14 protein-coding genes are annotated in these 12379 nt (G+C 73.9%); 5 read left to right on the top strand and 9 right to left on the bottom strand.

The genetic code is table 11. The annotated features are described in order from the left end of the window. Window positions 1-177 precede the first annotated feature (177 nt). On the bottom strand, window positions 178-828 hold the full coding sequence (locus tag ACZ4U4_RS15390; protein WP_467873670.1) for a GntR family transcriptional regulator: 651 nt from the start codon (window positions 826-828) through the stop codon (window positions 178-180). Between the two features lie 59 nt (window positions 829-887). Further along, window positions 888-1796 carry a transcriptional regulator CynR gene (cynR, locus tag ACZ4U4_RS15385; RefSeq protein ID WP_467873668.1) on the bottom strand — a complete coding sequence of 303 codons (909 nt, stop codon included), beginning with the start codon at window positions 1794-1796 and terminating at the stop codon, window positions 888-890. 143 nt (window positions 1797-1939) lie between these two features. Between cynR and ACZ4U4_RS15380 the strand changes: the two genes are divergently transcribed. Further along, window positions 1940-2392, top strand: a complete 453-nt coding sequence (locus ACZ4U4_RS15380) for a DedA family protein (protein ID WP_467873665.1) — start codon at window positions 1940-1942, stop codon at window positions 2390-2392. Here the strand turns inward: ACZ4U4_RS15380 and ACZ4U4_RS15375 are convergent. Further along, on the bottom strand, window positions 2337-3704 hold the full coding sequence (locus ACZ4U4_RS15375) for an MFS transporter (protein ID WP_467873662.1): 1368 nt from the start codon (window positions 3702-3704) through the stop codon (window positions 2337-2339). The two genes, ACZ4U4_RS15380 and ACZ4U4_RS15375, sit on opposite strands and share 56 nt — an antisense overlap. Window positions 3705-3768: 64 nt before the next feature. Between ACZ4U4_RS15375 and ACZ4U4_RS15370 the strand changes: the two genes are divergently transcribed. The 4 genes from ACZ4U4_RS15370 (at window position 3769) to ACZ4U4_RS15355 (ending at window position 6365) form a co-directional block, all read left to right on the top strand. Next, window positions 3769-4518 carry an ArsR/SmtB family transcription factor gene (locus ACZ4U4_RS15370; protein WP_467873660.1) on the top strand — a complete coding sequence of 250 codons (750 nt, stop codon included), beginning with the start codon at window positions 3769-3771 and terminating at the stop codon, window positions 4516-4518. Window positions 4519-4701: 183 nt separating this feature from the next. Continuing rightward, on the top strand, window positions 4702-5295 hold the full coding sequence (locus ACZ4U4_RS15365; protein WP_467873657.1) for a carbonic anhydrase: 594 nt from the start codon (window positions 4702-4704) through the stop codon (window positions 5293-5295). 71 nt (window positions 5296-5366) lie between these two features. Further along, window positions 5367-5837 carry a cyanase gene (gene cynS, locus ACZ4U4_RS15360; RefSeq protein ID WP_467873655.1) on the top strand — a complete coding sequence of 157 codons (471 nt, stop codon included), beginning with the start codon at window positions 5367-5369 and terminating at the stop codon, window positions 5835-5837. Window positions 5838-5867: 30 nt separating this feature from the next. Next, entirely contained in the window at window positions 5868-6365 is a 498-nt protein-coding gene (locus ACZ4U4_RS15355; protein ID WP_467873652.1) for a nucleoside deaminase, read from the top strand. 71 nt (window positions 6366-6436) lie between these two features. On the opposite strand, the gene ACZ4U4_RS15350 is transcribed toward ACZ4U4_RS15355, so the two are convergent. The 6 genes from ACZ4U4_RS15350 to ACZ4U4_RS15325 all read right to left on the bottom strand — a co-directional run bounded on the left by ACZ4U4_RS15350 (window position 6437) and on the right by ACZ4U4_RS15325 (window position 12342). Beyond that, window positions 6437-6997: a DinB family protein gene (locus ACZ4U4_RS15350; RefSeq protein ID WP_467873649.1), complete on the bottom strand. Its 561-nt coding sequence runs from the start codon at window positions 6995-6997 to the stop codon at window positions 6437-6439. A 37-nt stretch (window positions 6998-7034) separates the two neighbouring features. Further along, window positions 7035-7439: a VOC family protein gene (locus tag ACZ4U4_RS15345; RefSeq protein WP_467873858.1), complete on the bottom strand. Its 405-nt coding sequence runs from the start codon at window positions 7437-7439 to the stop codon at window positions 7035-7037. 148 nt (window positions 7440-7587) lie between these two features. After that, window positions 7588-8811, bottom strand: a complete 1224-nt coding sequence (locus ACZ4U4_RS15340) for an amidohydrolase (protein ID WP_467873647.1) — start codon at window positions 8809-8811, stop codon at window positions 7588-7590. 103 nt (window positions 8812-8914) lie between these two features. Continuing rightward, window positions 8915-10216, bottom strand: a complete 1302-nt coding sequence (locus tag ACZ4U4_RS15335; RefSeq protein ID WP_467873644.1) for an amidohydrolase family protein — start codon at window positions 10214-10216, stop codon at window positions 8915-8917. A gap of 282 nt (window positions 10217-10498) precedes the next feature. Then, window positions 10499-11137, bottom strand: a complete 639-nt coding sequence (locus ACZ4U4_RS15330; RefSeq protein ID WP_467873641.1) for a response regulator — start codon at window positions 11135-11137, stop codon at window positions 10499-10501. Beyond that, a complete protein-coding gene (locus ACZ4U4_RS15325) occupies window positions 11134-12342 on the bottom strand; it encodes a sensor histidine kinase (RefSeq protein ID WP_467873855.1) in 1209 nt (402 codons plus the stop codon). The genes ACZ4U4_RS15330 and ACZ4U4_RS15325 overlap by 4 nt, the downstream gene beginning before the upstream one ends. Window positions 12343-12379 lie beyond the last annotated feature (37 nt).

Raw genomic sequence — 12379 nt, 5'->3', positions numbered from 1 at the left:
TCCCCCCCCCCCTCCCCCCCCCCCCCCCCCCCTCCCCCTCCCCCCCCCCCCCCCCCCCCCCCCCCACTCCCCCCCCCCCCCCCCCCCTTCCTCCCCCCCCCCCCCCCCCCCCGCACCCGGAACGCCCGCCGGGCCCCGCTTCCGGGCCTGCTGCCGGGCCCGCTGCCGGGCGGCCCCTCAGCTCTCGCGCCGTGCCTGCCGTGCCGCCGCCACCCGGCGGCTGGTCGCCAGATGGCGGGTCGTCAACTCGGCGACGCGGTCCGCATCACGGTCCGCGACGGCGTCGTAGAGCGCCTCGTGTTCCTCGGCGATCGCCACCAGATCGTCGTGCTGCCCCAGCAGCCACCGCATCCGGCTGCGCAGGGTGCGCTCCAGTTCGTTGAGGAGTTCGTTGTCGGCGAGCGAGATCACCGTCTCGTGGAAGTCGGCCGCCGCCCGCCGGGCCCGTACCGCATCGCCCGCGCGTGCCGCCGTCAGCTCGGCGTCGAGGTCGGCGCGGAGCCGGGCCAGCCCGGCACGGGTGCGGCGCTGGGCGGCGAGGCGGAACGCCATCGTCTCCAGCGCCGAGCGGACCTCCTCCAGATCGGCGAGGTCCGACGGGGTGAACTCCCGCACCACGGCCCAGCTCCGGGGCCGCGGCGTCACCAGCCCCTCGGTGACCAGCGCCTTCAGGGCGTCCCGGATCGGCAGCCGGCTCACGCCCAACTCCGCGGCCAGCTCCCGCTCGACCAGCTTGCTGCCGGGCGCGCGGACACCGTCGATGATGTCGTCGCGCAACTGCCGGGTGACCCGCTCCGATTCGGGCTCGAACTTCTCAGACCCTGTCATGCGTCCGATTCTCTCATCGGCGCCCGCCCCGTCCGGTGCCGCGCGCCCGGCGCCGCGGCTCAGGGCGCGGGGTAGCCACGGTCGCGGACGACCTGCGCGACCACCCGGGTGAAGGCACGGGCGGCGGCGCTGCGGTACGCGCTCTCCCGCCGCAGCAGTGCCGCCACCCGGGTCGGCAGCGGCGGATCGAGCGGCACCGGCGCCAGATGCGGATGGTCGTCGGTGATCGCGTCGGGCAACACGGTGGCCAGCAGCGGAGTGCGCCGCACGATCTCGGTGAGCGCCTGGATGGTGTCGGCCTCCACCGCGATCGGCGGGTCGATGCGGTGGCGGGCGAAATGGGCGTCGATGTGGCGCCGGGTCGCGAAGTCCGCGCTGAGCAGCGCCAGCGGCTGCCCGCCGAGCCGGTCCACCGACATCGGCCGCGGATCGTCGGCCCCGGGCCGGTGCGCGGTGGCGACCAGCCCGAGGGTCTCGGCGAACAGCGCGCTCGCGGCGATGCCCGGCAGATGCGGGCCCTCGAAGGCGATGCCGAGGTCCAGCTCGTCGGCGAGCAGCGCCGCCTCGATCCGGTCCTGCGGCTCCTCGTGCACCTCCAGCGTCAGCCCGGGGTGCGCGTCGCACACCGCCGCCACCAGCGGTCCGAGGAGATACGCGGTGAACGTCGGCGTCATGGCCAGCCGCAGATGGCCCCGGGTGAGATCCGCGACGTCCAGGACCGCACGGTCGGCGGCGGCCAGCTCCCGCAGCGCCCGCCGCGCGTAGTGGACGTAGGCGGTGCCCGCGTCCGTCAGCCGCACGGTGCGCCCGCTGCGGTCCAGGAGCTGGGCGCCCACCGACCGTTCCAACTGCCTGATCTGCTGCGACAGCGTCGGCTGGGAGACGGTCAGCGCCTCGGCGGCGCGGGTGAAGTTCCCGTGCTCGGCGACCGCGATCAGATAGCGCAGATGACGGAGTTCCGGACCCATACGCGGACTATAGGCAGCGGCCGGCCGGGCGCCCGTACCGGCCCGCCCGCCCTACGCGGACGCCGGGGCGAACCGGCCCGCTCCTCGCGGTCGAGACACGCGCCTCGCCCCGGTCGTCCTGCGGAAAACCGCAGGACGACCGGGTGACGACCGCATGGTGGTGGCCGTGCCCGGCTCCTGGCGTCAACGGCATGGTCGCCACGTCGGCCTCCGCGCCGTTCCTCGCCGCCTCCGCCGAGCCCGCCGGCGGCATCGCCGGCTGGGCCGTCGACGTCATGGACGCGCTCGGTACCGTGGGCGCCGGGCTGACCAACCTCGTCGACACCGTCCTGCCGTTCATTCCCGGCGAGATCGTCCTGCCCGTCGCCGGATTCGCCGCCGGGCAGGGCCGGTTGAGCCTGCCGGCCGTCATCGTCTGGACCACGGTCGGCTCTGTCGTCGGCTCCTGGATCGTCCATGCCGCGGGCGCCCTCCTGGGCCGCGATCGGACCCGCGCACCAGGGGGTGTCTTCCCGATCTTCGTGGGGTCGTGGCGGTACGTCATACGAGGTGGATTCGCGGGTTGCGCGAGATGCCGAGGCAGAGCAGGCCGGTGAGGGCGAAGAGGGCTGCGGTGCCGATGAACAGTCCGATCGCGTGCGGCAGGAAGCCGGGGCCGTCGGCGCGTCCGGCGAACGCGGCGAAGAGCGCGATGCCGAGTGCGCCGCCGGTCTGCCGGCTGGTGTTGCTCGCACCGGATGCCAGGCCGGGGGAGCCGGGCGTGGTGCTGAGCGCGGCGGAGACGATCGCGGGGGTGAGGACACCGAGACCGGTTCCCCAGAGGGCGAGGAAGAGCGCCAGGGTGAGGTGGCCGGTTCCGGAGCCGGTGAGGGTGGCGGCGACCCCGGTCAGCCCGGCGGCGGCGACCATGAGGCCGAGTGCGCTGGTGCGCCAGACACCGATGCGGGCGCTGAGCCTGCCTGCGGGGGCGCCGAGGAGCGGCAGCGGCAGCATGGCCGGGAGGGTGAGGAGTCCGGCGGAGAGCGGGCCGAGGCGGTGGACGCCCTGGAAGATCTGGGTCAGCAGGAACAGCCCGCCGAGGGCGTAGAGGTTCATCAGCCCCGCCACCAGGCAGGCCATACCCAGCGGCAGTCGCGCACCGCGTGGGACGGAGAGGAGCGGGCGCTCCACCCTCCGCTCGACGACGAGGAAGGCGATCAGGGCGCAGGCGGCGGCTGCCGCGAGCAGTCCCGCCCACGGGGGAGAGGACGGGGCCTGGATGATCGCGGTGACCCCGCAGGTGAGTGCCGCCACGAGCAGGCCCGCACCGGTCCAGTCCACGCGCCCTTCCGGCCGCAGCTGTGCCGAGGGGGGCGAGAGCCGGATGACGGGCAGGAGCGCGAGAGCGATCACCGGGACGCCCAGCCAGAACACGCCCCTCCATCCCGTGGCCTGGACCAGCAGCCCGCCGATGACGGGCCCGGCGGGAAGCGCGGCACCCCCGATCGCCGCCCACGCGCCGACGAGCCGTGAACGACCGGCCTCGCCCGGGGCGTTCTCGACCAGGAGGGCAAGGGTGCCGGGAAGCGTCAGCGCCGCGCCCACGCCTTGGATCGCGCGCGCCGCGATCAGGACGGTGAGGGTCGGGGCCAGCGCACCCAGCACGGACGCGGCACCGAAGGTGAGGAAGCCCAGCAGGACCACCCTGCGGTGCCCGAGTCGGTCCCCGATCGCCCCCGACGCCAGCAGCAGCGCGGCCAGCGGTACCGCGTAGGCATCCACCACCCATGCCAGCCCCGCGCTTCCCGCGTGCAGCTCGGAGCCGATCCGCGGCAGGGCGACATTGACGACGGTCACGTCCAGCAGAACGAGAAAGTACCCGCCGCACAGCGCGAGGGTCAGGGGCCCTCGTGAAGAGTTCGGTGCCATGCCGTCATCGTCGGGCCGGAACATTTCAGCCGGCGTCGAAGCGATTCGCTCGTAGCATCGGCGTATGCGTCAGGAACGAGCCGCGATGGGCGAGCCGGACATCGCCCGAGTCGCGTCTGCTTTCGCGGACCCCCGCCGTGCCCGCGTGCTGATGGCGCTGGCCGACGGCCGTGCGCTTCCGGCCGGGCGGCTCGCCGAGGAAGCCGGTGTGGCAGCCTCCACCATCAGCAACCACTTGTCGGTGCTGCTGGACCACGAGTTGGTCTCGGTCGAGCAGCAGGGCCGCAACCGCTACTACCGGCTCGCCACCAGCGAGGTCGAGGGAGTCCTGGAAGCCCTCGCCAAGCTCGCACCGCGCACCCCGATCACCTCACTGCGGGCGCACACCCGCGCCCATGCCGTCCGGTCCGCCAGAACCTGCTACCGCCACCTTGCCGGGCAGGCCGGTGTCGACCTGTTCCGGCGCTTGATCGCGGCAGGCTGGATCACCGGAGGCGATGGGCTGCACCGTCCCGAGACCGCCGGTGACCGGCTCTCCGCACCCGGAAAGGGCGACCGGTACCGACTCACTCCCGAAGGGGCCGAGGCACTGGCGGCGTGGGGAATCGCGCCCCGCCAACTGGCCACGACACGGCCGTTGCGCTACTGCATCGACTGGACCGAGCAGGCCCACCACCTCACCGGCCCGCTCGGCACCGCCGTCACCACCAGGCTCTTCGACCTCAAATGGATCACACGGGGCAGCGTCCCCCGCAGCGTCCAGGTCACCCCCGAAGGGGCTACCGGGCTCGCGAAGCTGGTTCCCCCTTGCTGACGGCGACGCCAGTTCGTCGAGCGTCTCCGTCAAACGACCTTCCGCCCGTAACAGCGGGCACGCACAGGTATAGGCAAGGCCAATAGCGATCATGTCCACTGCGTCTTGGACGCTATAGGTCCAGCTCGTGCAGGGTGGAACCCGTCGGCCCGGCAGGGTCGGCAGTCACTGAAGGGAGTGATCATGCCCGACCTCATGGACGGTGTCGCCCACTTCCGCCGGGACGTCTTCCCGGCGAAGGCCGGACTCTTCGCCCGGCTGGCCACCGAGCACCGGCCCACCACCTTGTTCATCGGCTGCTCCGACGCCCGGGTGGTGCCCGAGCTGATCACCCAGAGCGAGCCCGGGGAACTGTTCGTCATCCGCACCGCGGGCAATCTCGCCCCCGCCCACGGTCCGGCCGCCGACGGCACCGTCGCCAGCGTCGAGTTCGCCGTACGCGTGCTCGGCGTCACCGACGCCATCGTCTGCGGCCACTCCGGCTGCGGCGCCATGACGGCCCTGGCCGAGGGGCACGACCTCGGCGACGCACCCCAGCTCGCCGGCTGGCTGCGCCACGCGGACGCCTCCGTCGCCCGCGCCGCCGCCACGGCAGGGCCGGCCGACGTGGGTGCCCTGGTGCGGGCCAACGTCTCCGCCCAGCTGCGGAACCTCGCCACCCACCCCGCGGTGGCGCAGGCCCTCGCCGAGCGGCGTCTGACGCTGCACGGCTGGGTCTTCGACATCGCCTCCGGCTCCGTCGACCAGCTCGAAACCCTCGACCGCGCCGGCGTCTGACCGGCCGTCCGCCGGTCCCCGTACCGTGCCGGACGCACCGTGCGTCCGGCGCCTCCCGAAAGGAACACCCCATGGCACACGCCCAGTTGGACCCCGCCGCCCGTCAGGCCCTGTCGATCGTCGCCGTCGAGTCCAAGACCCGTAAGGACCTGACCTGGCAGGAGATCGCGGACGCCGCCGAGCTGTCCGTCGCCTTCACCACCGCCGCCGTCCTCGGCCAGCACGCCCTGCCGGAGAAGTCCGCCAAGGCCGTCGCCGAACTGCTGGACCTGGACGACGACGCGGCCCGGCTGCTGCAGACCATCCCCACCCGCGGCTCGATCCCCGGTGGCATCCCCACCGACCCGACGATCTACCGCTTCCACGAGATGCTCCAGGTGTACGGCACCACCCTCAAGGCCCTGATCCACGAGCAGTTCGGCGACGGCATCATCTCCGCGATCAACTTCAAGCTCGACGTGAAGAAGGTCGCCGACCCCGAGGGCGGCGAGCGCGCCGTCATCACCCTCGACGGCAAGTACCTGCCGACCAAGCCCTTCTGATCACCCTCCCGCCGACTCCCCGGAGGAACCGTGGACTTCGCACAACGCACGATCGACCTCGCCCGCCGCAACGTCGAGGAGGGCGGCCGCCCCTTCGCCACCGTCATCGTCAAGGACGGCGAGATCCTGGCGGAGAGCCCCAACCTGGTCGCCCAGACCTCGGACCCCACCGCGCACGCGGAGATCCTCGCCATCCGCGACGCCTGCACCAAGCTCGGCACCGAGCACCTGACCGGCGCCACCCTCTACGTCCTGGCGCACCCGTGCCCGATGTGCCTGGGCGCGCTGTACTACTGCTCCCCGGACGAGGTCGTCTTCCTCACCACCCGCGACGCCTACGAGCCGCACTACGTGGACGACCGCAGGTACTTCGAGCTGAACACCTTCTACGACGAGATCGCCGCGCCCTGGCAGGAGCGCCGGATGCCCATGACGTACCGGCCGCGGGAGGACGCCGTCGACGTCTACCGCCGCTGGCAGGAGCGCAACGGCGGCGAGCGCCGCGTCGCCGGCGCCCCCACCGCCTGACCGCGCACACGCCGAGGGCCGCACCCCGTCATCCGGGATGCGGCCCTCACGCGGTGCCGGGGCGGGCCCTGTTACTGGCCCACCCGCCCGTCGATGCGCTCGCGCAGCAGATCCGCGTGGCCGCAGTGGCGGGCGTACTCCTCGATCCGGTGGACCAGCAGCTCCCGGATCGCGATCTTGTTCTTGCCGACCCGCTCACCCAGATCCGGGTGTGCGGCCAGCGCGGCGTCGGTCTCCTCCTGCTCGCGCTCCAGGTCGCGATAGGCGGCTTCCACCTGGGACTGCTCGCCGACGGCGTCGTCGAAGTCCGCGTCCCGGGCGCCGTACAGCTTCGCCGGTGCGGGCTCGTCGCCGATCCAGCCGCGCCAGTCCCGCTCCGTCTCGGCCAGATGGCGCACCAGGCCGAGCAGCGACATCGTCGACGGCGGCACCGAACGCCGCGCCAACTGCTCCGCGTCCAACCCCTCGCACTTCATCCGCAAGGTGAGCCGATAACCCGTCAGAAAATCCTGGAGCGTGGCGAGTTCGCCGTCCGGGCCGGGCCCGGTGTTCTCACGGGGGTCGTCCGCCGGATCCGTCCACATGTCGGGGTGGACGGTTGCCTGGGTCCATCGTGCGGGTTCGTCGCTCATACGGGGCATGGTGGCGCCGGGCCGACCGGACCGCCAGCTAATTTCCGGGGGGCTGGGCGGGCCATCCGCCGTACGGCACGGTCAGCAGCTCCATGAAGTGCCCCGCCGGGTCGGGGAAGTAGACGCCGCGCCCGCCGTCGTGGTGGTTGATCTCCCCGGGGCGTTCACCGTGCGGATCGGCGTGGTGGGGGATGCCGCGGCGCACGATCTTCTCGTACGCCGCGTCGAAGACCTCATCGGAGACGAGGAAGGCGTAGTGCTGCGGGGCGATGTCGCCGGCGGGGACGGTGGCGAAGTCCAGGGTGACGCCGTTGCCCAGCGCGACCGCGACGAACGGCCCCCACTCCGTGGTGATGTCCAGCCCCAGCAGTTCCGCGAAGAACTCCGCGGAGGCCCGGTTGTCCCGGGCGTGGACGATGGTGTGGTTCAACTCGACAGACAGGGAATGCCTCCGAAGGCATGTCCTGGCACCTCCATGCCTCACCCGGACGGTGACCGACACGCGATACCGCCGGGGACGGTAACCACTTCCGCCCCGTCCCGTCAACGCTGATTGACGGGATGGAGCGGAGCCGTGGGCGGCGCGCGGATCAGACGAGGGCGCCGCCCCGGGCGACGACCCGGCCACCGCGGACGACGAGGTCGCGCGCGGGCAGGTCCACCACGATCTGCGGAACGCACTCGCCATGCACCAGCAGGAAGTCGGCGGGCGAGCCGGGGGAGAGATCGGCGCGGGGCAGGCCCAGCACCTCGGCGCCGCCGTGTGCCGCGGTGAGGTAACAGGCCGTCAGCTCCGCGTCGAGGCGGTCGTCCCGGACCCGGCCCAGCTGATGTGCGCGGTGCAGCATGTCGGCGTCGCCGAAGGGGCTCCAGGCGTCGCGGACGCCGTCCGAGCCGAGGCCGACACGGACGCCGTGCCCGGTCAGCGCGGCGATCGGCAGGACGAGCGCGCCGCCGGGAGCCACGGTGGTCAGCGCGGTGTCCAGCTCACGCAGGTCCGCCGCGACCGCCGCCAACTCCGCGTCGGGCAGGCCCGCCAGGCAGAAGGCATGGCTGATCGTCACCCGGCCGTGCAGCGCCAGCGCCCGGGTGCGGTCGAGGATGTGGCGCAGCGACGTCAGACCCTGCGCGCCGCGCTCGTGCAGATGGAGGTCGAGCCTGACGCCGTACCGGTCCGCCAGGTCGAAGACCAGGTCGAGCTGGGCCTGTGGCGCCCCGTCGAAACCGGCCGGGTCGATCCCGCCGATGAGGTCCACGGCGCCGCTGCGCGCCGCGTCCGTCAGCAGCCGCGCGGTGCCGGGGGCGCGGACCACGCCGTGCTGCGGGAAGGCCACGATCTGCACGTCGAGGGCGTGCCGCAGCCGCTCACGGGCCTGCGCGATTCCCTCCGGACCGGCGAGTCCGTACGCCGGGGCGACATCGGCGTGCGCGCGCATCGCCCGGGTGCCGCGGGTGACGGCGTGCGCCATCAGCCCGTACGCCCGCTCGGCGACGGACCGGTGCTGACGGCGGAACAGCTCGGCGTCCTGCGCCGCGAACTCCTCGATGGAGCGCGCCGCCCGGCGCGACTCCCAGGGCCCGCCCCAGGTCGTCTTGTCGGGGTGGAGGTGCGCGTCGACCAGCGTGGGCAGCGCGATCCGCCCGCCGCCGTCGACCACCTCGGCACCGGCGGGCGCCGCCCGGTCGCTGATCAGACCGTCGACGACGGTGAGGTCCACCGGGCGGGCCGCCCCGAAGGGCCGTACGTCGCGGAAGACCACCGGGCGGCCGGTCTCCCCGGCACCGTGCCGGGACGGATCGTGGGCGGAAGGCATGACAACTCCTGGAGAGGCGGTGAGGTGGCGCGGCGGCGTGCCCCGGCCGGGGGAGGGGCCGGGGCACACCGGGCAGGGACGCGGAGGGCGGTCGGGGTGCGGGTCAGTGCTGGACGGGCAGACCGGCGCGCACCACGTGCCGGGGCTCGGCGAGGACGGACGGGTCGGCGAGCGGGTCGCCGTCCACCACGATCACATCGCCCGCGAAGCCGCGCGCCGGCCGACCCGCCGTGCGCTCCACGCCGAGCAGCCGGGCGGCGCCGGTGGTGGCGGTGCGGATCGCGTCCAGCGCCGGCAGCCCGGCCGCCCGCATCAGCGCGACCTCCCGGCCGATCGGCTCGACCGTCCCGCCGGACGAGTCGGTGCCCGCCGCCAGCGGAACGCCCAGCTCGTGCGCGGTGCGGACGGCCTCCTTGAGGATCGGCAGATAGGTGCGGCCGCGCTCGTCCAGCACCGGGTCCGGGTCGCCGATCATCCCGGCGATGGCGGTCAACGTCGGCGTGAAGTACGTGCCGCACCGCCGCATCTCGCGCAGCGTGCGCTCGCCGACGAACACGCCGTGCTCCAGGGAGCGGATGCCCGCCCGCACCGCGTCGTCGCAGCCGCGCTCGCTGTAGCTGTGGCACAGCACGCCCTTGCCGCCGCGCCGCGCCGCCGCCGTGATCTCGGACAGCTGCTCGTACGAGTAGACCTGCGTCAGCGGGTCCTGCTCGGGCAGCCCGGCGCGTTCGTTGACCCGCGTCTTGATCACATCGGCGCCGCGGGCGAGGTTGATCTCCACCACACGGCGCAGCGCCTGCGCGGACCGCACCCCGTCGTGCAGCCGCGCGAGAGGGGTGAGATCGGGGTCGGCGAGGACCGTGTCGCCCAGGTCGGGGGTGACGAAGATGCCCGCCGCCCGCAGCCGGGGCGCCTGCTGCGGCGCCTGGCGGGCCAACTCCCGTACGGCGATGTCCTGGTAGAAGTTGGTCGAGCCGCTGCGCGCGCCGGTGGCGCCCTTGCGGACCGCGTCCTGTGCCTCGGTGGCGGTGTTGAGGTGGATGTGCGCGTCGATCAGGCCCGGCAGCACCCAGCGGCCGTGCGCGTCCAGCCGCGGGAGGCCCTTCGGTACGGCGGTGCGGGAGCGGGCCCCGGCGGCCTGCACCACCCCGTCGCGGATGACGACGACCGCGTCCTCGGCGACCTCGCCGGTCGCCGGGTCGAGCAGGGTGCCGCCCTCGACGACGAGATCGCCGGTGGGTCCGGCGCCGGTCCTCGGGCCGCGCCCGGAGTCCGGTGCGGGGGCGGCGACGGCGCCCGGCGCGGCGGAGAGCGCGGCGGCCGTTCCGGCGAGGGCGGCGGCCCCGGCCAGCACCCCGCGGCGGGTGACCCGGCTGGACGGCGGCGGCACGTTCTCGACACACATGGCGGGCTCCTTCGGACGTTCTCGGCCTGAAAACCGGCCGGCCGGTCAACGGATCGCCCAATTGGTATACCAAAACGGTGGAGTGCGACAAGGCCCGTCACCCGGGAGGTCAAGAGAATGGCGCGGGGTTCATCGCCTGGTCGGGGCGGGTGCACCGCCGGTCGCGGAATTTGGTATGCCGAGGCCGGGGTGCCGGGGATCCCCACTCGCGTACGCCTCGGGAGGCCGGGTGCGGCACCGCGACCCTTCGTCCCCGCGCCGCCGGGCACCCCGCCCGGCCGCTCACGGCAGCAGCCGCTGCTCCTTCGCGACCGCCACCGCACCGGCGCGGGTGTCGACGCCGAGCTTGTCGTAGATCCGGCCCAGATGGGTCTTGACCGTGGCCTCGCTGATGAACAGCGCCTTGGCGATGGAGCGGTTGCCGAGCCCCTGCGCGAGCTGGGCCAGGATGTCCCGCTCCCGGTCGGTCAGGGCCGGGCGCGGCCGCCGCAGCTGGGCCATCACCCGGCCCGCGACCGGCGCCGACAGCGCGGTACGGCCCTGCGCCGCCGCATGGATCGCCGCGAACAGCTCCTCGGGCCGCTCCGCCTTCAGCAGATAGCCGGTCGCACCCGCCTCGATGGCCCGGGTGATGTCCGCGTCCGTGTCGTACGTCGTCAACACCAGCACATGCGGCACCGGACCCGCGGCGGTCAGCCGGCGGGTGGTCTCCACGCCGTCGATGCCCTCGCCGAGCTGGAGGTCCATCAGGACCACGTCGGGACGGACCTTGGCGGCCAGCGCCAGGGTCTCCTCGCCGGTGCCCGCCTCACCGACGACCTCGATGTCCGGCGCACTGTCCAGCAACGCCAGCAAACCGGCCCGCACGAGTGCATGGTCGTCGCAGAGCAGGATCCGGACCGGGGGCGGAGTGGTGTTCACTGCGGCTGCTCCAAGGGGATCGCGGCGGTCAGCACGGCGCCCTCGCCGGGCGCCGACTCGATGGTGAGGGTTCCGCCGAGCTGACGGACCCGGGCCCGGATCGCCGGGACGCCGTGCCCGCGCACCCCGGACGCCACCGCGGGCAGCGCCGCCGGATCGAACCCGCGGCCGTCGTCGGCGACATCCAGGACCACCTGGTCGTCCAGGACGGTCAGGGTGAGCGCGGCGGTGGTCGCGTCCGCGTGCTCGCGGACGTTGGCCAGCGCACCCTGCGCGATCCGCAGCAGTGCCGACCGCACCGGATCCGGCAGCTCCACGCCGTCCGGGCCGTCGATGTGCACCCGGACCGTCAACCGGTCGTCGCCGCCGCGCTCCGCGAGCGCCCGCAGCGCCTGCGGCAGCCCGCCGCCGCGCGCCAGATCGGCCGGGGCCAGATCGTGGACGAAACGCCGCGCCTCGGTCAGATTGTGCTCGGCGATCGACGCGGCCGTACGGACGTGCCCGCGGGCCTTCGCCGGATCCGCGTCCCAGGTGCGGTCCGCCGCCTGGAGCAGCATCCGCTGGCTGGACAGGCCCTGGGCCAGCGAGTCGTGGATCTCCATCGACAGCCGCTGCCGCTCGGCGAGGGTGCCCGCCCGCCGCTCGGCCGCCGCCAGCTCCCGCCGGGTGCGGACCAGATCGTCGATCAGCGCCCGCTGCCGCGCCGCCTGCCGCTGCAACTGCGTGAAGACGGATGTGGCGAACGCGGCGACCGCCGCCGGACCGATCACCAGATCCAGCTCGAACCGCTGCGCCAGCGTCAACTGCGCGAGGATCACGCACACCGTCAAGACCGTGACCAGCGCATACGCGGCGGGCGGCGGCAGAGTGCGCAGCGCCGCGTAGAACAGCGGCACCGCCACCCACCCGAAGCTCGGCGCCCGCTCCACCAGCACCGCCCACGTCACGACGACCGCACCCAGCCACACCAGCCGCCGCACCGGCGGCCACGGCACCCGCGCGCCCGGCGGCACCGTGGGCCCGCCCCGCCAGGCCCCGGCGACGTACAGCAGCGCCAGCACCACGGCCAGTGCCAGGACCCACGGTGCGCGTGCCTCGCCGCCGTGGCGCTGCACGAACCGCGCCGTCGACGAGCCGAGCAGCAGGAAGAACGTCACGTGGAGGACGGCCACCAGCCGCCGGGCATCCGGATCGCCGCCCGGCATCTGCTCACTCGCGCCCACCGCACACCGCCTTCCTGCC

The organism is Streptomyces sp. NPDC029159 (genome assembly GCF_055564055.1).
Note: the sequence above shows the minus strand (reverse complement) of the source record. Positions and strands in the feature narration are given on the sequence as shown.